The 23,050-nt window shown below is 60.5% G+C and carries 18 protein-coding genes and 3 rRNA genes; 15 read left to right on the top strand and 6 right to left on the bottom strand.

Features of this window, described 5'->3' with window-relative positions:
- Positions 1-6 precede the first annotated feature (6 nt).
- Positions 7-429 (bottom strand): RidA family protein, encoded by a 423-nt coding sequence (locus tag LQ249_RS21720; protein WP_017849372.1) that lies wholly within the window; start codon positions 427-429, stop codon positions 7-9.
- Between the two features lie 196 nt (positions 430-625).
- Here LQ249_RS21720 and LQ249_RS21715 point away from each other — a divergent pair, with 196 nt between their 5' ends.
- The 9 genes from LQ249_RS21715 (at position 626) to LQ249_RS21675 (ending at position 10,847) form a co-directional block, all read left to right on the top strand.
- Positions 626-1,600: a LysR family transcriptional regulator gene (locus tag LQ249_RS21715; RefSeq protein WP_017849371.1), complete on the top strand. Its 975-nt coding sequence runs from the start codon at positions 626-628 to the stop codon at positions 1,598-1,600.
- A gap of 322 nt (positions 1,601-1,922) precedes the next feature.
- Complete coding sequence (locus tag LQ249_RS21710; protein WP_046382612.1) at positions 1,923-3,440, top strand: amino acid ABC transporter permease/ATP-binding protein; 1,518 nt, start codon at positions 1,923-1,925, stop codon at positions 3,438-3,440.
- A gap of 25 nt (positions 3,441-3,465) precedes the next feature.
- On the top strand, positions 3,466-4,338 hold the full coding sequence (locus LQ249_RS21705; RefSeq protein WP_232565898.1) for a phytanoyl-CoA dioxygenase family protein: 873 nt from the start codon (positions 3,466-3,468) through the stop codon (positions 4,336-4,338).
- Between the two features lie 28 nt (positions 4,339-4,366).
- Positions 4,367-5,197 carry an ABC transporter substrate-binding protein gene (locus LQ249_RS21700; protein ID WP_057005960.1) on the top strand — a complete coding sequence of 277 codons (831 nt, stop codon included), beginning with the start codon at positions 4,367-4,369 and terminating at the stop codon, positions 5,195-5,197.
- A gap of 50 nt (positions 5,198-5,247) precedes the next feature.
- Positions 5,248-5,979, top strand: coding sequence for a class II aldolase and adducin N-terminal domain-containing protein (locus LQ249_RS21695; RefSeq protein ID WP_126589397.1), 732 nt, complete (start codon positions 5,248-5,250; stop codon positions 5,977-5,979).
- 9 nt (positions 5,980-5,988) lie between these two features.
- Positions 5,989-6,666, top strand: a complete 678-nt coding sequence (locus tag LQ249_RS21690; protein WP_057005961.1) for a DUF1028 domain-containing protein — start codon at positions 5,989-5,991, stop codon at positions 6,664-6,666.
- Positions 6,663-7,814, top strand: coding sequence for an acetylornithine deacetylase (argE, locus tag LQ249_RS21685; RefSeq protein WP_108524625.1), 1,152 nt, complete (start codon positions 6,663-6,665; stop codon positions 7,812-7,814). The genes LQ249_RS21690 and argE overlap by 4 nt, the downstream gene beginning before the upstream one ends.
- A 38-nt stretch (positions 7,815-7,852) precedes the next feature.
- Positions 7,853-8,548 carry a tRNA (adenine(22)-N(1))-methyltransferase gene (locus LQ249_RS21680; protein ID WP_026140332.1) on the top strand — a complete coding sequence of 232 codons (696 nt, stop codon included), beginning with the start codon at positions 7,853-7,855 and terminating at the stop codon, positions 8,546-8,548.
- Positions 8,549-8,789: 241 nt separating this feature from the next.
- Complete coding sequence (locus LQ249_RS21675; RefSeq protein ID WP_232565897.1) at positions 8,790-10,847, top strand: methyl-accepting chemotaxis protein; 2,058 nt, start codon at positions 8,790-8,792, stop codon at positions 10,845-10,847.
- 24 nt (positions 10,848-10,871) lie between these two features.
- Here LQ249_RS21675 and LQ249_RS21670 read toward each other — a convergent pair whose 3' ends face one another.
- Positions 10,872-11,018 (bottom strand): DUF2986 domain-containing protein, encoded by a 147-nt coding sequence (locus LQ249_RS21670; protein WP_082107721.1) that lies wholly within the window; start codon positions 11,016-11,018, stop codon positions 10,872-10,874.
- Positions 11,019-11,152: 134 nt separating this feature from the next.
- On the opposite strand from LQ249_RS21670, the gene LQ249_RS21665 reads away from it, so the two are divergent.
- The 5 genes from LQ249_RS21665 (at position 11,153) to LQ249_RS21645 (ending at position 18,156) form a co-directional block, all read left to right on the top strand.
- Positions 11,153-12,334 carry a PDDEXK-like family protein gene (locus LQ249_RS21665; protein ID WP_232565896.1) on the top strand — a complete coding sequence of 394 codons (1,182 nt, stop codon included), beginning with the start codon at positions 11,153-11,155 and terminating at the stop codon, positions 12,332-12,334.
- A gap of 416 nt (positions 12,335-12,750) precedes the next feature.
- Positions 12,751-14,287, top strand: a 16S ribosomal RNA gene (locus LQ249_RS21660).
- 278 nt (positions 14,288-14,565) lie between these two features.
- A 23S ribosomal RNA gene (locus tag LQ249_RS21655) occupies positions 14,566-17,457 on the top strand.
- Positions 17,458-17,613: 156 nt separating this feature from the next.
- Positions 17,614-17,729 (top strand): 5S ribosomal RNA (rrf, locus tag LQ249_RS21650).
- Together the 16S, 23S and 5S rRNA genes form the textbook arrangement of a ribosomal RNA operon.
- A 193-nt stretch (positions 17,730-17,922) precedes the next feature.
- Positions 17,923-18,156, top strand: a complete 234-nt coding sequence (locus tag LQ249_RS21645; protein WP_017847731.1) for a hypothetical protein — start codon at positions 17,923-17,925, stop codon at positions 18,154-18,156.
- A 54-nt stretch (positions 18,157-18,210) separates the two neighbouring features.
- Here LQ249_RS21645 and chrA read toward each other — a convergent pair whose 3' ends face one another.
- Positions 18,211-19,419, bottom strand: coding sequence for a chromate efflux transporter (chrA, locus tag LQ249_RS21640; RefSeq protein WP_079444397.1), 1,209 nt, complete (start codon positions 19,417-19,419; stop codon positions 18,211-18,213).
- A 154-nt stretch (positions 19,420-19,573) separates the two neighbouring features.
- Between chrA and LQ249_RS21635 the strand changes: the two genes are divergently transcribed.
- The gene (locus LQ249_RS21635) at positions 19,574-20,134 is read left to right on the top strand and encodes a nucleotidyltransferase family protein (protein WP_046487107.1); all 561 of its coding nucleotides are present in this window, start codon (positions 19,574-19,576) and stop codon (positions 20,132-20,134) included.
- A 93-nt stretch (positions 20,135-20,227) separates the two neighbouring features.
- Here LQ249_RS21635 and LQ249_RS21630 read toward each other — a convergent pair whose 3' ends face one another.
- The 3 genes from LQ249_RS21630 to LQ249_RS21620 are packed head-to-tail and all read right to left on the bottom strand — an operon-like array spanning position 20,228 to position 23,003.
- Positions 20,228-20,995 (bottom strand): ABC transporter ATP-binding protein, encoded by a 768-nt coding sequence (locus LQ249_RS21630; RefSeq protein WP_046382621.1) that lies wholly within the window; start codon positions 20,993-20,995, stop codon positions 20,228-20,230.
- Positions 20,992-21,996, bottom strand: a complete 1,005-nt coding sequence (locus tag LQ249_RS21625; protein WP_046382622.1) for a FecCD family ABC transporter permease — start codon at positions 21,994-21,996, stop codon at positions 20,992-20,994. Before LQ249_RS21625 ends, LQ249_RS21630 begins: the two co-directional genes overlap by 4 nt.
- Positions 21,993-23,003 (bottom strand): ABC transporter substrate-binding protein, encoded by a 1,011-nt coding sequence (locus LQ249_RS21620; RefSeq protein WP_232565895.1) that lies wholly within the window; start codon positions 23,001-23,003, stop codon positions 21,993-21,995. Before LQ249_RS21620 ends, LQ249_RS21625 begins: the two co-directional genes overlap by 4 nt.
- Positions 23,004-23,050 lie beyond the last annotated feature (47 nt).

Here is a 23,050-nt window from a genome sequence, read left to right as displayed (position 1 = left end):
CCGCCTTCATACGCTCCAGTCGTCCGGCACCACGGCGATCACATCGATCTCCATCAACCACTCCGGTTGGCCGAGGCCGGAAATCACCAGCCCGGTGGAAATCGGGAACACGCCCTTGAGCCATTTGCCGACCTCCTGGTACACCGGCTCGCGGTAGCGCGGGTCGATCAGATAGGTGGTGGTCTTGACGATATGGGACAGGTCGGAACCCGCCTCCTCAAGCAGTTGCTTGACGTTTTTCATGGCCTGTTCGGCCTGGGCACGCGGGTCGCCGAGGCCGACCAGGTTGCCGTCGAAATCGGTGCCGATCTGGCCGCGCACATAGATGGTGTTACCAGCGCGCACGGCCTGGCACAGGTCGTTGTCCAGCGCCTGGTTGGGATAGGTCTGTTTGGTATTGAACATGCGGATACGGGTATGGGTGGGCATGGCGAGCGACTCGTCGGCAGCGGGATGCAATCAGCTTCACATCGGCGGTCGCCGGACGAAACCAGCATTTGTGCGGGGTAGTGCTTAGGAAAAACCGAAGCCCGTGCAGGTCATCGCCCTGCGCAGGGCCCGCGCCTATCCCGGCATGAACCCTGCAACGCGCTGGGCATACAGTCATTACCGAGGTACAGGCCTGATGCTCAGTCGTATCACTCAGCGCCAACTGGAATATTTCGTCGCGTCGGGCGAGGCCGGCAGCATCAGTGCCGCGGCTGAACGCATCCATGTTTCGTCGCCGTCGATCTCGGCGGCGATCACTCACATGGAGGCCGAGCTGGGCATCCAGCTGTTTATCCGGCATCACGCCCAGGGCATTTCGCTGACGGCCGTGGGGCGCCTGGTGATGCAAGAAGCCAAACAGATCCTGGAGCAGGTGAGCAACCTCTACACCATCGCCTCGGAGTCGTTGAACACCGTGCGCGGGCCGCTGCGCGTGGGTTGCCTGGAGTCGCTGGCGCCGATGATCACCCCCGAGCTGGTGTTTGGTTTCGGTCGTGCGTTTCCCGGTGTGCGCCTGACCCAGGCCGAAGGCAACCACGAGGAACTGCTGGAAAAACTGCGCAGTGGCGAGCTGGACATCGCCCTGACCTACGACCTGGTGACCAGCCCCGACATCGATTTCCAACCCCTGGCGCACCTGCCGCCGTATGTGATGGTCGGCGAGTACCACCCGCTGGCGAGTCTGTCGGCAGTCAGCATGCAGGACCTGGAGGCGTACCCGGTGGTGCTGCTCGACACGCCCTGGAGCCGCGACTATTTCCTCAGCCTGTTTATGCAGGCAGGCACCACGCCGAACATCATCATGCGCTCCACCAACCTCGAAACGGTGCGCGCCATGGTCGGCAACGGGATCGGTTATTCCTTCGCGAATGCGCGGCCCAAATCGAACCTGTCCCAGGACGGCAAACGCGTGATCCGCCTGCGCCTGGCGGGCGCGCACCGGCCGATGAAGCTGGGCTACGCCACGGCGAGCAACACCCAGCTGTCGCGTGTGGTGTCGGCGTTTGCCGAGCGCTGCCGCATGTTTGTGTCCGACCAGTACATCCCCGGCATGGCCCCGCCGAGCTTTTTTGACCCGCATGCGGTGCGCTCGCTCAGCAGTGTGAGCTGAATTTGCACCAAAAGGTGGCGTGTTCGGCGCGGTGAGTTCAGGCGCGCACCCTTTCGGTCAGGGCCTACAGCCTATCCAATGTGGGAGGGGGCTTGCCCCCGATTGCAGTGGGTCAGCTTGCTGATGTGTTGCTGATGCGCCGCTATCGGGGGCAAGCCCCCTCCCACATTGATTTTTGGTGGTTTCGAGGGTGGCGGCGGGCTGCGTAGGTTCTGCCTACCCAGTGGACCGGGTTTTACGAATTGACCCCAAGGGCCCGTCCCCACGACTCTGAATTCATTGACGCAGATCAACTTCTTTTTTGGGGCAGGGCAGCGCGACGATGACATTCGACTGGAATTATATGTTGGGTCTGCTGGGTGACGCCGAGTTCTGGCGCGCAACGTGGACGGTGATCAAGCTCAGCACCCTGACCTGGGTCTTGAGTATCGGTCTGGGCTTTCTGCTGGCGCTGGCCAAGCAATCCAGACATGGGCTGCTCAGCGTTCCTGCGCGTGGCTATATCTGGCTGTTCCGCAGCCTGCCGTTGTTGGTGCTGTTGATCTTTATCTACAACCTGCCGCAAGCGCTGCCCGGCACGTCGGCGATTCTGGCCGACCCGTTCTGGTCCGGCCTGTTGGCCCTGGTGATCTGCGAAACGGCGTATGTGGCCGAGATCCATCGCGGCGGTCTGCTCTCGATCCCCAAAGGCCAGGGCGAGGCAGCGCGGGCGTTGGGCTTGAAGTTTTTCGGCACCCAATGGCGCGTGGTGATCCCCCAGGCGGTGCGGGTGGCGCTGCCGTCTCTGGCCAACGAATACATCTCCATCGTCAAGCTCACCTCGCTGGTGTCGGTGATCTCGCTGACGGAAATCCTGATGGTCGGCCAGCGCCTGTATTCGCAGAACTTCCTGGTGATCGAAACCATGGCGGCGGTGGCGTTTTTCTACGTGTTTATCGTCACCGTGTTCGACTTCCTGCTCAAACGCCTGGAGCGCTTTCTCGACGTCAACCAACGCAATGTGTCGCGGGTTCCCGATGCGGCGGTGCTGGCGCTGGCCACGCAACAACGGGTTGCGCTGCAACGCCCGGCAACCACCGGGGCCCCGGCGCTGCAAGCCACGCGGCTGCACAAGGCCTACAACGACATCGAGGTGCTGGGCTCGGTCAACCTGCAGGTCCAACCCGGTGAAGTGGTGTCGGTGATCGGGCCGTCGGGGTCGGGCAAAACCACCTTGATTCGCCTGCTCAACGGCCTGGAGCAACTGGACAACGGCGAGATCAAGATCAACGGCCAGCCGTTCATCCACCTGAACAAAACCGGCGCGCAGAAACCGCAGTACGTCGAACACGCCGAGCATCGCCTGAACATCGGCATGGTGTTCCAGAGCTTCAACCTGTTCCCGCACTTGAGCGTGCTCGACAACCTGCTGATGGCGCCGAAATACCACGGCCTGGGGCGTACCGACGCGCTCAAGCAACAGGCCTACGCGCTGCTGCACAAGGTTGGCATGCTCGACCACGCCTGGAAGTACCCGCACCAACTCTCCGGCGGCCAGCAGCAACGCGTGGCCATCGCCCGCGCGTTGATGATGCGCCCGCAGATCATGCTGTTCGACGAGCCCACCTCGGCGCTCGACCCGGAGAAAGTCAACGAAGTGCTGCAAGTCATCGAAGCCTTGGCCGAGGAGGGCATCACCATGGTGATCGTCACCCACGAGATGAATTTCGCGTTCAAGGTCTCCGATCGGATCGTGTTCATGGAGAAGGGGCGTGTGGTCTGCGACGACACGCCTGCGGTATTGCGCAGCGGCCAGAACCCACGCGTGGAGGCGTTCCTCAAGGACGTCTCGCTGGCGTGACCCTCTAACGTTCAGGAAAAACAAAATGATCGAGCAACATCAAATCGAGCGGTTCCAGCGCGACGGCTACCTGGTGGTGGAAGGCGTGTTGTCGATGGACGAAGTGGCCGCGCTGCAGCACGACTTCGACCAATGGGTAGACGAAAGTCGCCGCCATGACCAGGGCTGGGGCACCACCGTGGATGGCCGCGCACGTTTCGATCTGGAGGGCGACCATCGCGCCGATCACCCGTCGCTGCGGCGGGTCAGTTCGCCCACCGAGATTTCCCCGGTGTATGAGCGCGTGGCGTTGCATTCACGCATGGCGGCGATTTCCGCGCAGTTGATCGGCGCCAGTGGCACGCGCTTTCACCACAGCAAGATCAACTCGAAGCTGCCCCGCACCGCGACCCAGGTGAAGTGGCACCAGGACTTTTTATTCACGCCCCACAGCAACGACGACATCATCACCGCCTTGCTGATGGTCAGCGAAGTGACCCCGCAAAACGGCCCGCTGAATGTGATCCCCGGCAGCCATAAAGGCCCGCTGTGGTCGCACTGGCAGAACCAGCGTTTCACCGGCGCGGTGGACGATGCCGTGGTCGCGCAACACTGTCGGCAACCGGTCGCCTGCTACGGCCCGGCCGGTTCCGTGTGCTTCATGCACACCCGGCTTTTGCATGCCTCCAGCCCTAACGAGACCGAACTGCCGCGCACCCTGTTCATCAGCGTCTACGCCGCTGAAGACGCGTTGCCATTCGGCGAAAACCCTCTGCCCAGCGCACATGCCGGCCTGCTGGTGGCCGGTGAAGAAAGTGGCTTGATACGTTCCACGGACAACCAACTGCGCTTGCCGCAGAAACCCCGTGGCGCGTCTTTCTTCGTGCAACAGGCCGGACAAGATTCTGCCACTGCCTAACCTCCCAACCCCCTTGCAGGTATTGACCATGACAGCGTTTCGTAAAAGTGTTCGTCCCCTTGCCGTGTGCCTGCTGGGCGCAGCGGTTGCGATGACCTCGTTGGCGGCTTCGGCGTTCCAGCAGGACGGCAAGATCATCGCCGGTTCCGATGTGACGTTCTTCCCCTATGAGTACATGGATAACAACAAGCCAGCGGGCTTCGATATCGAGTTCATGGACGGCCTGGGCAAGGTCATGGGGCGCAAGGTCGAGACCCTCGACACGCGTTTCCCCAATCTGATCACCGGCCTGCAGGCCGGGCGTTTCGATGTGACCAACTCGTCGATGTACATCACCGCCGAGCGGGTCAAGGTCATCGACATGATCCCCTACCTGAAAAGCGGCGAGTCGATCCTGACCCTCAAGGATAGTGCTTTCCAACCCAAGACCCCGGAAGAATTCTGCGGCCACAAGATCGGTTCCATGGGCGCTACGTCCTGGCTCGCGCAGATGAACAAACTGTCGGCCGAGTACTGCGTGGCCAAGGGCTTGAAGCCGATCCAGATCAGCGAGTACAGCACCGACCCGCAAACCACCCAGGCGTTGCTGGCCCATGCGGTCGAAGCGCAGATCACCGACGCGGCCGTGGCCCGTGGCGTGATCGACAAGCTGGGCAGCCGCGTGGTGATTTCCTCCGACGCCTTGATCTACCCGGTGCTGAACGGCTTCGGCGTGAAGAAGGGCAACGACACGGTGAAAAAAGCCTTGCTCGACGGCCTGGAGAAGTACCGCGCCACGCCGGAATACGCGGCCTTGCTCAAGAAGTACAACTTCGAGGCCCCCACCGATGCCGACCTTGCGGCGCTGATGCCCAAGTAAGCCTATTGCGCGGCCGCCGTCTTGCGGTCGCGCCCTGCGGAGACCGATCCATGGCGTTATCCCTCGAAGAACAGACGCGCATTGACCTGGCAGCGACCTTTCGCATCGTCGCCCACCTGGGTATGCACGAAGCGGTGGCCAACCACTTCAGCGCCGCCGTGTCGGCCGATGGCAAACAGTTTTTGCTCAACCCGAAGTGGAAGCACTTCTCGCGCATTCGCGCCAGCGACCTGCTGCTATTGAACGCCGATGACCCCAGCTGTGCCGACCACCCGAACGTGGATGCCACCGCCTGGTCGATCCACGGGCAGATCCACCGACTGCTGCCGCACACCCGCGCTGTGCTGCACCTGCACCCGGTCTACACCACGGCGGTGGCGTGCCTGGCCAAGCCGCACATCCCGGCGATCGACCAGAACACCGCGCGCTATTTCAACCGCGTGGCGGTCGACGAGCTCTACGGCGGCATGGCCGATACCGAAGCCGAAGGCGCGCGCCTGGTCGGCCTGCTCGACGGCAAGAGCCGCCTATTGATGGGCAACCACGGCGTGATGGTGACCGCTTCGTCCATCGGTGAAGCGTTCGACGATATCTGGACCCTGGAGCGCGCCTGCCAGATCCTCGTCACGGCGTGGTCCACCGGGCAGCCGTTGCGGGTGTTGTCCGATGAAGTGGCGGAAAAAACCGCGCGGGGCTGGGAAGGCATTACCGATTTCTCGTGCCAGCATTTTGAAGAAATGAAGCAAATGATGATCGATGCCGATGCGTCGGTGCTCGACTGAGGAAGCGCTATGACCTTTTCCGTTGTTGCCCGCTGTGCCGAGACGGGCCAGTTGGGGATCGCCATCAGTTCGTCGAGCATCGCCGTGGGCGCGCGTTGCCCGTGGCTGCGCCCCGGTGTGGGCGCGGTGGCGTCGCAGAACATCACTTTGCCGAGCCTGGGTCCGCAGATTCTCGACCTGCTGGAGCAGGGCATGACGCCGAGTGAAGCCGTGGCGGCAGTGTTCGCCGGGCAGGACCACCGCGACTATCGGCAGGTGACGGTGATCGATCGGCTGGGCCGCACCGCGCACTTCAGCGGCGCGCAGACTCTCGGCCTGCATGCCGCGCAGAGCGGCGAGCAATGTGTTGCGGCCGGGAACATGCTGGCTAATCCCGGTGTGATCGCCGCGATGGTCGGCGCGTTCGAAAACGCCTCGGGGCATCTGGCTGACCGGCTGCTCGCCGCGATGCACGCAGGCCAGGCCCTCGGCGGCGAAGCGGGGCCGGTGCATTCGGCGGCCCTGATGGTGGTCGACGATCTGCTCTGGCCCATCGTCAATCTGCGCGTGGACTGGGCCGATGCCGAGCCGATCGGCGCCCTCGATCAGTTGTGGCAGGCCTATCGCGGGCAACTGCAAGACTACCTCGACCGCGCCCTCCACCCGCACATCGCGCCGGGCTATGCGGTGCCGGGAGATGACCGATGAGCCACAGCCGTGACCTGCTGGCGCAACTGGTGCGCTTTGACACCACCAGCCGCGAATCCAACCTCGCGTTGATCGACTTCGTGCGTACTTATTTGCAGGGCCACGGCGTCGCCTGTGAACTGGTGTTCAACGAACACAAGAACAAGGCCAACCTGCTGGCGACCATCGGCCCGGCGGATGTGCCCGGCATCGTGTTGTCCGGGCATACCGATGGGGTGCCGGTGGACGGCCAGCGCTGGAGCGTGGCGCCGTTCGACCTCACCGAACAAGACGGCAAGTTGTACGGGCGTGGCACCGCCGACATGAAGGGCTATATCGCCTGTGTGTTGGCCTGTGTGCCGGCGCTGGTGCGGGCGTCGTTGCGCATGCCGGTGCATATCGCGCTGTCCTATGACGAGGAGGTGGGTTGCCTGGGCGTGCGTTCATTGATCGAACGGTTTCGCGCGCAGCCGGTCAAGCCGCTGTTGTGCGTGATCGGCGAGCCCACCGAGCTCAAGCCGGTGCTGGGGCACAAAGGCAAATTGGCCATGCGTTGCGATGTGCATGGCGCGGCGTGTCATTCGGCCTATGCGCCGTCGGGCGTCAACGCCATCGAATACGCGGCCTGCTTGATCCGGGAGCTGGTGCGGCTCGGTGAAGAACTCAAGGCGCCGCAACACCTGAACGCGGCGTTCGATCCGCCGTTTTCCACGGTGCAAACCGGGGTGATGAGCGGCGGCAAGGCGCTGAATATCGTGCCGCAGCAGTGCAGCTTCGATTTCGAAGTGCGCTCGCTGCCGGCCCAGGACCCGTGGCAGGTGGCGCACCAGTTACGGTTGTATGCCGAGCACACCCTGCTGCCGGCGATGCAGGCGGTGAGTGCGCAGTGCGCGATCGGTTTCAGTGAGTTGTCCAGCTATCCGGGGTTGGCGACTTCGTCGCAAAGCCAGGCCGCTGAGTGGGTCGCGCAGTTTTGCGGTTCGCGGGACTTCGGTACCGTCGCCTTCGGCAGCGAAGGCGGGTTGTTCGATCAGGCAGGGATTCCCACCGTGGTGTGCGGGCCGGGCAGCATGGAGCAGGGGCACAAGGCGGATGAATTCATCAGCCTGCAACAACTGGATGCCTGTGATCGAATGCTGGAGCGGGTGGTGGAGTTTGTGCGTCAATAGCCCTCGCACTGACACTCGTGGTGAAGAAGGGACCCCAGTTGAACGAACACACATTGTCCATGCGCCTGGAACGCGTGGCGGCGCATGTGCCGGCCGGGGCGCGGTTGGCGGATATCGGCTCCGACCATGGCTACCTGCCGGTGGCGTTGCTGCGCCGCGGCCTGATCGCGGCGGCGGTGGCGGGGGAGGTGGCCGCGACGCCATTCCAGGCCGCCGAACGCACCGTGCGTGAAAATGGCCTGGAGCGACATGTCAGCGTGCGCCTGGCCGATGGCCTGGCAGCCATCGAACCCGGCGACGCGATCAGTGCGATCAGCGTCTGCGGCATGGGCGGCGAGACCATCCGCGACATCCTCGACAGCGGCAAGGCCTGCCTCACCGGCCAGGAGCGCCTGATCCTGCAACCCAACGGCGGTGAACAACCGTTGCGCCAATGGCTGATGGACAACGGTTACCGCATCCTTGTCGAAGAGTTGTTGCGGGAAAACCGCTTCTACTACGAGATCATCGTCGCCGAGCGCGCCGAACCGCGGGTGTACAGTGCCGAGGAGTTGTACTTCGGCCCGCTGCACCTGCAGGCCCGCAGCCCGGACTTCCTGGCCAAGTGGCAACGCCTGCTGCGGCAAAAGCAGAAAACCCTGGCCGGTTTCGAACAGGCCCGCCAGGCGTTACCGCCGGCCAAGGTGCAAGAGGTCGCCCGGCAAGTGCAGTGGATCACCGCGTTGCTGGCGTGACCGCAGCGGGTTGATCGAACCCACTCGCTACGCGGTCGTTCCCGACGCTGAGTGCTTTCGCCCCATCTTCGCGCACGGCACACGATTTTTCGGGTGTCGCACCGCCTGTTCAGGGGGGCGCTCTCTGCGGCCCGTATCTTGCTTGAGCCTTCCCAATCAATGACATGGCACTTTGCTGTTAGTCATTTCAAGGCGTCACCCATCGTTGCCGCGTGTGGGTGGTTTTAGGGAGTAGTCGGCCATGCACAGTCTTTTGTCACCCGGTATCCGCCTGCTCGGACGTTTCGGCTTCGCACGCAAATTCCAGATTCTGTTCATTCTGTTCATTCTGCCCTTGGCCGGGAGCCTCTGGATGATCGGGCTGGACTATCGCGACAAACTCGCGGTGATTTCCAGCGAAAAGTCCGGCGTTTCTCAACTGTTGACCCTGGACGCGCTAGATGGCCAATTAACGGCCCAACGCAACCTGGCGTCGCGCTGGAAAGCGCTGGACCTGCTGCGTGAACCGACTCCTGCAGCCAAGGCGGCGATGGACCAGGTGGATGCGAACAACCCGCTCATCCTGCAAAGCCTGCAAGCCCTGGGCGACGCGCTCAAGAAACAGGGCGCGAGCGGCGATACCCTGGCCCGCTTCGATGCGTTGCAGGCAGCGGTCAAGGGGATGGATGTGCAATCCCTGCGCACCGTCGGCTGGTGGCCAGACGGCTACGACCGCTTCACCTCGGCGCTGAGCGCCATGCAAACCCTGCGTGAACAGATCACCCTCGACGCCGGCCTGATCCTCGACCCCTGGCTGGAGACTTACCTGCTGATGCAGATTTCCAGCCAGCACACGCCGGACCTGATCGAGCGTATCGGGCGCATGGCCAGTATTGGTCAGTCGTCCATCGCCTCGGGCCAGTTCACCTTGCAAAGCCGCTTGCAGATGCGCGACCTGCGCGGCCGTATCGGCGATGCGCGGGACCAGTTGATCAAGGCTGCGGCATCGCTCAAGGCCAAGCCATACGCCGGCCTGGAACCCTGGACCGCGCAGTACGACAACAGCCTGCAACAACTGGACAGCGAGCTCAAAGTGCTCGACGACGGCGTGTTTGGCGGCACCATCAAGCTCGACCCTGCCGGTTTCGAGCGCAGTGTCGACACCATGCTCGGCAGCCTGGGCGCGTTGCGCAAGCAGTCTCTCGGCTCGCTGGATGCGCGCCTGACCCATTACCACGACCGCTCCTTGCAGCAATTCATCCCCGTAGCGGCCATTTTCAGCCTGCTGGCCCTGGCGGCGCTGTACCTGTTCATGTGCCTGCAAGCCTCGATCCGCCGCAGTGCCAGCGGTATCACCACGCTGGCTGAGTCGTTGCGCGACGGCAACCTGTGTGTGGAAGTGGCTGTGGACGGTCGCGATGAGTTGGCGGCGATCAGCGCGGCGCTCAACGTGGCGGTGGTGCAACTGCGTACCAGCCTGCTGGGGGTCAATCACGAGACTCAGCAACTCGGGTCGGCGGTGCTTACGCTCAATTCGCAGTCGGGCAGTACCCTCAGCGACGTCGAAGACCAGCAACACCAGATCAGCCAGATCGCTGCGGCGGCGACGCAATTGGCCGCCACCTCCATGGGCGTCGCCAAAAGTTGTGAGCAAGCCTCCGGCAGTGCCCAACACACCCGCCGCATCGCTGAAGACAGCAGCCGCGACAGCCAGCGCACTACGGCGAGCATCCAGCAACTCAACCAGCGCCTGACCGACACCGCCAACGCCCTGGAGCAAGTGAGTCAACAGGGCCAGCAGATTCAGTCGGTGGTCGACACCATTCGAGGCATCGCCGAGCAAACCAACCTGTTGGCACTCAACGCCGCCATCGAAGCCGCGCGAGCTGGCGAACAGGGCCGGGGGTTTGCCGTGGTCGCCGATGAAGTGCGCAGCCTGTCGCAACGCACCCAGGCCTCCACCGCGCAAATCGCCGGCACCGTCGACAGCCTGCGCGCCACGGTCAGTCAGGCCGTCACACTGATGAGCGTCGCCTGTGCCCAGGCGCTGACCGACGCCGAATCCGTTACCGGGCTGGGCGCGCGGCTGGGCGAGATCGCCGGAGCCGTGCAGAACGTCACCGACACTCTGGCGCATATCGCGGCGGCGGTGGAAGAACAAGCGACGACGGCGGACGAGGTGAGCGGCAATATCCAGCAAGTGGATCAGGCGGCAGGGCGCTTGCTCGATGGCGCGCGGGCGGTGAATCAGGCAGCGGATACGTTGAGCAAGGGCAGTCGTGCGCTGAGTGACAACACCGCACGTTTCCGCCTGAGCTGAATAGGCCGCCGGGTGTAAGCCGGTCTAGTTTGTGTCCTGACTGGACTCTACTTCGAGTTTCAATCGGTCAGCCTTGCTGATGTATTTGTCCTTGGCTTTCGGCGCCAATTTGGCACTGGCCTTTTTCGCGTTGGCCTTTAATAGCTGATTGATCTTTTTACGACGGTTCATGTTGGTCTCACCCACCTGGTCAATTCTCGAATGATATCAGCTAAAAACAATGGGCCCGATTTTGACGGTGCGGTGTCATAAAATAGTGGCACAATGCCTCATTCTCAGGCATCGCAAGCACAAGGAGATGAGCCTTGCACCTATTGATCACTCGCGCCGCCTCACTCAGGGCCACGCTTCATCGCCCTGAACCCTTCAACCTGTTCACGCTGTTGCGCAGCGCTTCGGACGAGGTCCGCCTGCACTCTCGCTACCTGGCTTTTTTGCTCAACCCCAAGGGCGCCCACGCCGCGGGCGGGAAACTGCTGGAGCTGTGGCTCGCGGCGTTGAATATAGAAGGCTTCGATTGTCGCGCTGTCACGGTGGATGTCGAGTACCGCAATGTCGACATCCTGATCCGCAACGGCAAGCGCCAGGCGATCATCATTGAGAACAAGCTCAACGCCGAGGACCAGGACGCCCAGTTGCACCGTTACCTGGAAGCGCTCCAGGGCGAGGGCTACCAGACGTTCCCGCCGTTGTACCTCACCCTGGACGGGCGCGATGCCGACACGCGCAGTTGCCTGGGCATCGACTACCAACGCATCAGCTACGCCGCCGACATCCTGCCTTGGCTTGCGCAATGCCAACCTTGGGTGATCCGCGAAGCGGGCGTGCGAGAAAGCCTGCTGCAGTACATCGACCTCATCGCAAAACTGACTTTCCAGAACCAAGGACACGCCTACATGGACGCGCTCAAGCAGACGTTACGCCAGGACAACAACCTGCTCGTGGTCAAGGACCTGCAGAGAGCCTTCACCGAGACGCTCAAAGACCTGCAACTGGAACTCTGGCAAGCCGTTGCCAAGTGCGTCGAAGATAAATACCCCACGCTGCCCAAGCCCTCTGAAGCGCCCACTGCGGCGGTTATCGACCGTTACTACAGCGCGGCCAGGGATAACCGTTATTACGGCCTTCACTACGAGCTGGGCTTTATGGCGGGCTCGGTCTACATCGAGCTCAATCATCGCTTCTATTGTGGCTATTGCTGCGATGCCGAATCCCATCCTCGCGATTTCGGGCAACTGGAAATGTTGACGCTGTTGTTGGAGAACGATGGCGTCAGCGAAAATGGCTTGCTCTGGCGCTTCACCACCGAACTCAATATGAAACACCCCAGCGACGAGCACCTGATGACACTGCTTGCATCGGGGACGCGAGCGCAAGCGGCAGAGCGCATGGCAGACGACCTTTATGACCTCTGGTACAAGGCGCATGAACTCTACGGCGCAGCAGCGTCGGGCGCGGGCCGCATGGCGGTCGATCAGCCAGGCTAGGCTTGGGGCCGCGCCGCTGGACAGCTACTTGCCCTACTCAGACTCCTGAGCCTGGGTAGGGAAAAGAATTTTCAGGCGGGGGTTGACCACGTAATTTAATCCTGTATTATTTGCCTCCCGCTAACGAGCAGTTCGCTGCTGGTCTGGCTTAAGTAATTGATTTTGTTGATAAAATTAAAAGCTTTTAGGGTTGCTACTTCGAAGAGTGTGCTGTAGAGTGCGCTCCTCGGTTGAGACGAAAGATCTTAGCCAACCGCTCTTTAACAACTGAATCAAGCAATTCGTGTGGGTGCTTGTGGAGTCAGACTGATAGTCAACAAGATTATCAGCATCACAAGTTACTCCGCGAGAAATCAAAGATGTAACCAACGATTGCTGAGCCAAGTTTAGGGTTTCTTAAAAACCCAAAGATGTTTGAACTGAAGAGTTTGATCATGGCTCAGATTGAACGCTGGCGGCAGGCCTAACACATGCAAGTCGAGCGGTAGAGAGAAGCTTGCTTCTCTTGAGAGCGGCGGACGGGTGAGTAATGCCTAGGAATCTGCCTGGTAGTGGGGGATAACGTTCGGAAACGGACGCTAATACCGCATACGTCCTACGGGAGAAAGCAGGGGACCTTCGGGCCTTGCGCTATCAGATGAGCCTAGGTCGGATTAGCTAGTTGGTGAGGTAATGGCTCACCAAGGCGACGATCCGTAACTGGTCTGAGAGGATGATCAGTCACACTGGAACTGAGACACGGTCCAGACTCCTACGGGAGGCAGCAGTGGGGAATATTGGACAATGGGCGAAAGCCTGATCCAGCCATGCCGCGTGTGTGAAGAAGGTCTTCGGATTGTAAAGCACTTTAAGTTGGGAGGAAGGGCAGTTACCTAATACGTGATTGTTTTGACGTTACCGACAGAATAAGCACCGGCTAACTCTGTGCCAGCAGCCGCGGTAATACAGAGGGTGCAAGCGTTAATCGGAATTACTGGGCGTAAAGCGCGCGTAGGTGGTTAGTTAAGTTGGATGTGAAATCCCCGGGCTCAACCTGGGAACTGCATTCAAAACTGACTGACTAGAGTATGGTAGAGGGTGGTGGAATTTCCTGTGTAGCGGTGAAATGCGTAGATATAGGAAGGAACACCAGTGGCGAAGGCGACCACCTGGACTGATACTGACACTGAGGTGCGAAAGCGTGGGGAGCAAACAGGATTAGATACCCTGGTAGTCCACGCCGTAAACGATGTCAACTAGCCGTTGGGAGCCTTGAGCTCTTAGTGGCGCAGCTAACGCATTAAGTTGACCGCCTGGGGAGTACGGCCGCAAGGTTAAAACTCAAATGAATTGACGGGGGCCCGCACAAGCGGTGGAGCATGTGGTTTAATTCGAAGCAACGCGAAGAACCTTACCAGGCCTTGACATCCAATGAACTTTCTAGAGATAGATTGGTGCCTTCGGGAACATTGAGACAGGTGCTGCATGGCTGTCGTCAGCTCGTGTCGTGAGATGTTGGGTTAAGTCCCGTAACGAGCGCAACCCTTGTCCTTAGTTACCAGCACGTAATGGTGGGCACTCTAAGGAGACTGCCGGTGACAAACCGGAGGAAGGTGGGGATGACGTCAAGTCATCATGGCCCTTACGGCCTGGGCTACACACGTGCTACAATGGTCGGTACAGAGGGTTGCCAAGCCGCGAGGTGGAGCTAATCCCAGAAAACCGATCGTAGTCCGGATCGCAGTCTGCAACTCGACTGCGTGAAGTCGGAATCGCTAGTAATCGCGAATCAGAATGTCGCGGTGAATACGTTCCCGGGCCTTGTACACACCGCCCGTCACACCATGGGAGTGGGTTGCACCAGAAGTAGCTAGTCTAACCTTCGGGGGGACGGTTACCACGGTGTGATTCATGACTGGGGTGAAGTCGTAACAAGGTAGCCGTAGGGGAACCTGCGGCTGGATCACCTCCTTAATCGACGACATCAGCTGCTCCATAAGTTCCCACACGAATTGCTTGATTCATGCGTTTGTCAAAGTGCAGAGCTAAATATTCGAATCGAATAGTTAGCTCTGATCTTTTTCAGAACCGTTCTTTAAAAATTTGGGTATGTGATAGAAAGATAGACTGAACGTTACTTTCACTGGTAACGGATCAGGCTAAGGTAAAATTTGTGAGTTCTCTTAATTGAGAAATTCGAATTTTCGGCGAATGTCGTCTTCACAGTATAACCAGATTGCTTGGGGTTATATGGTCAAGTGAAGAAGCGCATACGGTGGATGCCTTGGCAGTCAGAGGCGATGAAAGACGTGGTAGCCTGCGAAAAGCTTCGGGGAGTCGGCAAACAGACTTTGATCCGGAGATGTCTGAATGGGGGAACCCAGCCATCATAAGATGGTTACCTTACACTGAATACATAGGTGTAAGGGGCGAACCAGGGGAACTGAAACATCTAAGTACCCTGAGGAAAAGAAATCAACCGAGATTCCCTTAGTAGTGGCGAGCGAACGGGGACTAGCCCTTAAGTGGCTTTGAGATTAGCGGAACGCTCTGGAAAGTGCGGCCATAGTGGGTGATAGCCCTGTACGCGAAAATCTCTTAGTCATGAAATCGAGTAGGACGGAGCACGAGAAACTTTGTCTGAATATGGGGGGACCATCCTCCAAGGCTAAATACTACTGACTGACCGATAGTGAACTAGTACCGTGAGGGAAAGGCGAAAAGAACCCCGGAGAGGGGAGTGAAATAGATCCTGAAACCGTATGCGTACAAGCAGTGGGAGCCTACTTTGTTAGGTGACTGCGTACCTTTTGTATAATGGGTCAGCGACTTATTTTCAGTGGCGAGCTTAACCGAATAGGGGAGGCGTAGCGAAAGCGAGTCTTAATAGGGCGTCTAGTCGCTGGGAATAGACCCGAAACCGGGCGATCTATCCATGGGCAGGTTGAAGGTTGGGTAACACTAACTGGAGGACCGAACCGACTACCGTTGAAAAGTTAGCGGATGACCTGTGGATCGGAGTGAAAGGCTAATCAAGCTCGGAGATAGCTGGTTCTCCTCGAAAGCTATTTAGGTAGCGCCTCATGTATCACTGTAGGGGGTAGAGCACTGTTTCGGCTAGGGGGTCATCCCGACTTACCAAACCGATGCAAACTCCGAATACCTACAAGTGCCGAGCATGGGAGACACACGGCGGGTGCTAACGTCCGTCGTGAAAAGGGAAACAACCCAGACCGTCAGCTAAGGTCCCAAAGTTATGGTTAAGTGGGAAACGATGTGGGAAGGCTTAGACAGCTAGGAGGTTGGCTTAGAAGCAGCCACCCTTTAAAGAAAGCGTAATAGCTCACTAGTCGAGTCGGCCTGCGCGGAAGATGTAACGGGGCTCAAACCATACACCGAAGCTACGGGTATCACGTAAGTGATGCGGTAGAGGAGCGTTCTGTAAGCCTGTGAAGGTGAGTTGAGAAGCTTGCTGGAGGTATCAGAAGTGCGAATGCTGACATGAGTAACGATAATGGGTGTGAAAAACACCCACGCCGAAAGACCAAGGTTTCCTGCGCAACGTTAATCGACGCAGGGTTAGTCGGTCCCTAAGGCGAGGCTGAAAAGCGTAGTCGATGGAAAACAGGTTAATATTCCTGTACTTCTGGTTATTGCGATGGAGGGACGGAGAAGGCTAGGCCAGCTTGGCGTTGGTTGTCCAAGTTTAAGGTGGTAGGCTGGAATCTTAGGTAAATCCGGGATTCTAAGGCCGAGAGCTGATGACGAGTCATCTTTTAGATGACGAAGTGGTTGATGCCATGCTTCCAAGAAAAGCTTCTAAGCTTCAGGTAACCAGGAACCGTACCCCAAACCGACACAGGTGGTTGGGTAGAGAATACCAAGGCGCTTGAGAGAACTCGGGTGAAGGAACTAGGCAAAATGGCACCGTAACTTCGGGAGAAGGTGCGCCGGTGAGGGTGAAGGACTTGCTCCGTAAGCTCATGCCGGTCGAAGATACCAGGCCGCTGCGACTGTTTATTAAAAACACAGCACTCTGCAAACACGAAAGTGGACGTATAGGGTGTGACGCCTGCCCGGTGCCGGAAGGTTAATTGATGGGGTTAGCTAACGCGAAGCTCTTGATCGAAGCCCCGGTAAACGGCGGCCGTAACTATAACGGTCCTAAGGTAGCGAAATTCCTTGTCGGGTAAGTTCCGACCTGCACGAATGGCGTAACGATGGCGGCGCTGTCTCCACCCGAGACTCAGTGAAATTGAAATCGCTGTGAAGATGCAGTGTATCCGCGGCTAGACGGAAAGACCCCGTGAACCTTTACTATAGCTTTGCACTGGACTTTGAATTTGCTTGTGTAGGATAGGTGGGAGGCTTTGAAGCGTGGACGCCAGTTCGCGTGGAGCCAACCTTGAAATACCACCCTGGCAACTTTGAGGTTCTAACTCAGGTCCGTTATCCGGATCGAGGACAGTGTATGGTGGGTAGTTTGACTGGGGCGGTCTCCTCCTAAAGAGTAACGGAGGAGTACGAAGGTGCGCTCAGACCGGTCGGAAATCGGTCGTAGAGTATAAAGGCAAAAGCGCGCTTGACTGCGAGACAGACACGTCGAGCAGGTACGAAAGTAGGTCTTAGTGATCCGGTGGTTCTGTATGGAAGGGCCATCGCTCAACGGATAAAAGGTACTCCGGGGATAACAGGCTGATACCGCCCAAGAGTTCATATCGACGGCGGTGTTTGGCACCTCGATGTCGGCTCATCACATCCTGGGGCTGAAGCCGGTCCCAAGGGTATGGCTGTTCGCCATTTAAAGTGGTACGCGAGCTGGGTTTAGAACGTCGTGAGACAGTTCGGTCCCTATCTGCCGTGGACGTTTGAGATTTGAGAGGGGCTGCTCCTAGTACGAGAGGACCGGAGTGGACGAACCTCTGGTGTTCCGGTTGTCACGCCAGTGGCATTGCCGGGTAGCTATGTTCGGAATAGATAACCGCTGAAAGCATCTAAGCGGGAAACTAGCCTCAAGATGAGATCTCACTGGGACCTTGAGTCCCCTGAAGGGCCGTCGAAGACTACGACGTTGATAGGTTGGGTGTGTAAGCGCTGTGAGGCGTTGAGCTAACCAATACTAATTGCCCGTGAGGCTTGACCATATAACACCCAAGCAATTTGCGAACTCGAAAGAGACCAGATTGCGGTGTGTGAAGACGAAATGAACCGAAAGTTCGACTCTTACAAAACACCGAAAGCTATCACATACCCAATTTGCTGAAGCGAGGCCAGCTGGCCACGACTCAGTACCCGAATTTCTTGACGACCATAGAGCATTGGAACCACCTGATCCCATCCCGAACTCAGCAGTGAAACGATGCATCGCCGATGGTAGTGTGGGGTTTCCCCATGTGAGAGTAGGTCATCGTCAAGATTAAATTCCAGAACCCCTGTTTGCTTACGCAGACAGGGGTTTTGTTTTGGGCGGTCGGAAAGGGCCACTGAATCTGTAGACACTCGATATCCGGTTTTGGGCCGAAAGCAGCCCCTTTCTCGACAAACAGGTCTACCATGCCAGCCCGGCAGTGGTCCACGCGCTACCGTCCATTTTTCATAAAGGCTTCGCAATGACCATCGACCAAATCTCCCTTCCCAAAGGTGTCGGCCCTCACGCCTCCAAACTCCTCGACGCCATCACCGGTGCCTCCACCCACGAAGAACTCAACCGTGCCGGCGGCAAAGCCGAAGGTTTTGTCTTGGGCCTCGAGTCCACCAAAGCCATCAAGAGCCAAATCGCCGAGTCGTTGTATGTGGCTTACGACGACGCGGCGAGCAATCGCGCGAGTGAGTTGAAGGGCTAGTCGTCAGCCGCCGAGGTCTTCGGACAGGTCAAGCAGCAAGGCGCGGTGGACGTGTTACAGGGCAAGACTCAATAACCATCCGAGCGCGCCGCTTCCGACAACCACCAGCCACGGTGGCAGCTTCCACACCATCAACGCCACCAGGCCGACCAGGGCCAGGCCGAAATCCCGTGCGCTGAAGATCGCACTGGTCCATACCGGCTGGTACAGCGCCGCCAGCAACAGCCCCACCACCGCTGCGTTCACGCCCGCAAGGGCGGCCTGGGTGCGCGGGCTGCGGCGCAGGCTTTCCCAGAAGGGCAGTGCGCCCAGCACCAGTAAAAACGACGGGGCGAAGATGGCCAGCAGGCAGAGCAGGCCACCGAGCCAGCCGCTCGGGGCCTGGCTCATCGACGCGCCGAGGAACGCGGCGAAGGTGAACAAGGGGCCGGGCATGGCCTGGGCGGCGCCATAGCCGGCGAGGAAGACATCGTTGCTCACCCAGCCGGTGGGCACGACTTCGGCCTGCAGCAGTGGCAGCACCACGTGGCCGCCGCCGAACACCAGCGAACCGCTGCGGTAGAACGCGTCGGTCATCGCCAGGCCCTGATTGGGGATCAGTTGGGCCAGGATCGGCAGGCCGGCCAACACCAGCACAAACAGCGACAACCACATCGCCCCCGCGCGGCGGCTGAGCGTCACGGGTAATGCATCGTGCGCGGCCGGTGGCGTGGGCTTGAACAGCAGCAGGCCCGCCAGCGCCGCCGCGCTGATCACGGCGACCTGGCCCCACGCCGAGGTTTGCAGCAGGGCCACGCACGCCGCGATCAGCATCACGGTGATGCGCGCGGCGTCGCTACACAGATTGCGCGCCATGCCCCACACGGCTTGGGCGACCACGGCGACGGCCACCACCTTAAGGCCATGCAGCGCACCCGGCGGGAGCGCCGTGCTGTGCTGGGCAATGCCCAAGGCGAACAGGATCAGCACAACGGCCGACGGCAGCGTAAACCCCAACCATGCCGCCAGCGCCCCACCGTAGCCAGCCCGCGACAGGCCCAGCGCGATACCTACCTGGCTGCTGGCCGGGCCGGGCAGGAATTGGCACAGCGCGACCAAATCCCCATAACTGCGCTCGCTCAGCCAGCGGCGCCGGGTGACGAACTCGTCGCGAAAGTAACCCAGGTGTGCGACGGGGCCGCCGAAGGAGGTGAGCCCCAAGCGCAGGAAAATCAGAAACACCGACCAGGAGCTGGCGGGGCGATCAGTCGGGGAATGGGCCAAGGTCGGCGTCTCGGTGAGGGCAATAGGGGAGCGGTGTGTCGAGGCACCTTAGCGAATTTTGATGACGTGAAGAAGAGGCCGTTACGTGAAAGCGTAACCCGCGTTGTTGTACTGTTGGCTCCCCAGGACAGGTGCCCACTGCAAAGGATTGAGCATGACATTGACCGTCGAAACCTTTCTCGAGTTGGCCATGGCCAACCCCATCAACGCCGAGATCACCGCGCGCCTGCCGGCCCTTGGTGTGAACCAGTGCATGCTGACCGCGGGCTGTCTGTTCCAGGCTGTTTGGAATCATCAGTCGAATCTGCCTGCTGACCAGGGGGTAAAGGACTACGACGTTTTTTACTTCGACCCGGACCTTTCCTGGGAGGCCGAAGACGCGGTCATTCGCGCTGCACAGCGGCTGTTCGAGGATTTGGAGGTAGAAATTGAAGTGAAGAATCAGGCGCGCGTTCACCTTTGGTATGGCCAGCGGTTTGGCCGACCGTATCCGCAGCTGCACTCCGCGCGCGCCGGGATTGATCGTTACCTGGTGGCCGGGACGTGCATCGGGCTGGATGTGGCGACGGGCGAGGTGTATGCGCCATTTGGTTTGACTGATATGGAGCAGGGCCTGCTCAGGATCAACCCGATCAATCCTGAGCCGGAGTTGTTTGCGCAGAAGGCGCGCAGCTATCAGGCGCGGTGGCCTTGGCTGAGGATTGTCGAGGATTAGCCCAGCGCACGCGGCCGTTCGGCAGGTGCTGCACGCTGATCCCATCGCCGCCTCGCCGTGCTCGACAGCGCCGACATTTGAACGGTGTTGCCGTTAAGCGCGCAGTCGCAGAATCTGCGCCCCGTCAAACGGGTCCGTCAGGTAGTGCGCCTGCACCCCGAAGGTGTCCTGCAGCCGCTGCGGCGTCAGCACGTCCTGCGGCTTGCCCAGCGCCACCAAACGCCCGCGGTCCAGCACGGCCAGGCGATCACAGGTCAGTGCCTGGTTGAGATCGTGCAGGGCGATCAGGGTCGTCACGGGTAACGCCTGCACGCCCTTGAGAATCGACAGTTGATGCTGAATATCCAGGTGGTTGGTCGGCTCATCCAACACCAGAATCTGTGGCCGTTGCGCCAGGGCGCGGGCGATGTGTACGCGTTGGCGCTCACCGCCGGAGAGGCTGCGCCAGGCGCGGTTGCTCAAGTGCATGGCGTCCACGTCGTGCAGCGCCTGGCGCACGATGCGATCGTCTGCCTCGGACCACGGGCTCAGCGCTGACAGCCACGGGGTGCGGCCCAATGCGACAGCGTCGAACACCCGAATGGCATCGTCGGTGTCGGCCTGTTGTTCCACCACGGCCAGACGTTGTGCCACGGTGCGGCGGGGCAGTTCGCCCAGGCGCTCGCCACCCAGGCGTACTTCGCCATGAGCGGGGGTACGCAACCCGGCCAACAGTTTGAGCAAGGTGGATTTACCCGAGCCGTTCGGGCCGACGATCCCGAGGGTTTCGCCGGGCGCCACCTCCAGGTGGATATCCCGCAGCAACTCGGCTTCCCGCACCTTGAAGCCCAGCCCGCTGCAGCTCAATACCGGCGCACTCATCGAGGGTTTCTCCGGCCGATCAGAATCAGTGCAAACACCGGCGCGCCGACCAGCGCAGTGACCACGCCCACCGGAATCACCTGGCCCTTGATCAAGGTGCGCGACAGTACATCCGCTGCAATCAAAAACAGCGCGCCGCCCAATGCGCTGGCCGGCAACAGGCGCGAGTGCCCGGTGCCGAGCAGCAGGCGCGCGGCATGGGGAATCACCAGCCCGACAAAACCAATGGAGCCGACAATCGACACCATCACCGCCGTGACCAATGCCGCGCAGCCCACCAGCACCCATTGCACGCGGCGTACCGGGATGCCGAGGGAGGCCGCCGAGTCGCGCCCGAAGGTGAACGCATCCAGCGCCCGACGATGCCACAGGCACACCGCCAACCCGGCGACCGCCACCGGCACCGCCAGCCACACCGACGGCCAACGCACGCCGCTGAGGTTGCCCAGCAGCCAGAACAGAATGCCGCGCGCCTGTTCGGAGCTGGCCGACTTGGTGATCAGGAACGCGGTGAGCGCATTGAACAACTGCGAGCCGGCAATGCCTGCGAGGATGATCTGCCCGGTGCCGCTGGACGAACCGCTGGCCCGTGCGAGCAATACCACCAGCGCAAACGCCGCCATCGCTCCGCCGAACGCACCGACCGACAGCGAAACCAAGCCGCCGCCGACGCCCATCAGCACCACCAGGACTGCGCCGGTCGAAGCGCCGGCGCTGATGCCCAGCAGGTAAGGATCGGCCAGGGGGTTGCGCAACAACGACTGCAAAATCACCCCGCAGGTGGCCAGCCCGGCCCCGCATGCGGCGGCGACCAGGGCGCGGGTCAGGCGGTAGTTCCACACCACGCCTTCATCGATCGGGTCCAGCACGTAGCCGGCCGCCCACAGTTTGTTGGCGAGTACCTGCAACACCACCTGCGGTGCGATGGCGGTTTCGCCGATGGCCACGCCGGCGAGCACGGCGATCAGTAGCAATGCCAGGGCGAGTAGGGTTCGTATCATTTCGGCAGGTCGTAGCCGTCGATGGCCGCAGCCAGTTGTTCAAGACCCTCGAAGGTCCGCACGCTGGCCTGCAGGGCCATGGCGTCGAGGATGATGATGCGGTTGTGTTTCACCGCGTCCATGTTGCGCGTCACCGGGTCGCTGCGCAGGAAGGCGAGCTTCTGTGCATGATCGTCGGCCGGGTAGCGGCGGCGGTCCATGCGGGCGATCACCAGCACGGTGGGGTTGGCCTTGGCGATGGTTTCCCAGCCGACGGCGGGCCATTCCTCATCGGACTGCACCACGTTGCGCAGGCCGAGCGTTTGCAGCATGAATTCGGGGACACCCTTGTGACCGGCCACGTAGGGATCGCTGGCCATCTCGGCGCTGGAAAACCACACCAGCGCGCTGGCCTGCTTGAGCCCCTTGCCTTGCACGGTGGCGACGGACTTGGCCAGGCGTGCCTTGAGTTCATCGTTGAGTTGCTGGCCGCGATCCTGCACGTCGAAAATCTCCGCCAACTGGCGGATGCCCTTGTAGATCGTGTCGATGCGGAACGGCTCCAGCCGCGTGCCGTCGGCGCCCACCCGGTTGTTCTTGGCTTCGCAGTCGGAGGGCAGCAGGTAGGTGGGGATCTTCAACTCATGAAACTGCTCGCGGGTGCCCACCACGCCTTGCGGGCCGACCACCCATTCTAGCTCGGCCGCCACCAGTTGCGGGCGCTTGGCGATCACCGACTCGAAGCTCGGTTCGTTATTGGCCAGGCGTTGGATGCCGTCGTTCAGCGCCTTGAACTGTGGCAGCACGTTGTTGAACCACAGCGACGTGCCGACCACTCTATCGCCCACGCCGAGGGCATAGAGCATTTCGGTGGCAGCCTGGCCGATGGTCACGGCGCGGGCGGGCGCTTGCGCGAAGGTCAGGCTGCTGCCGCAGTTCTCCACCGTCAGCGGGTACTGAGTGGGGGCCGCTTGGGCCAGGGCACACAGGCCCAGGCCGGTGAGCAGGGCGGTAACGCGTGGCAGCATTGGGCAATCTCCTTGGAGCCGTACCTGGAACAGGGGGTGTACGGTTC

Source organism: Pseudomonas sp. 7-41 (assembly GCF_021233075.1).
Classification (GTDB): domain Bacteria; phylum Pseudomonadota; class Gammaproteobacteria; order Pseudomonadales; family Pseudomonadaceae; genus Aquipseudomonas; species Aquipseudomonas veronii.
Note: the sequence above shows the minus strand (reverse complement) of the source record. Positions and strands in the feature narration are given on the sequence as shown.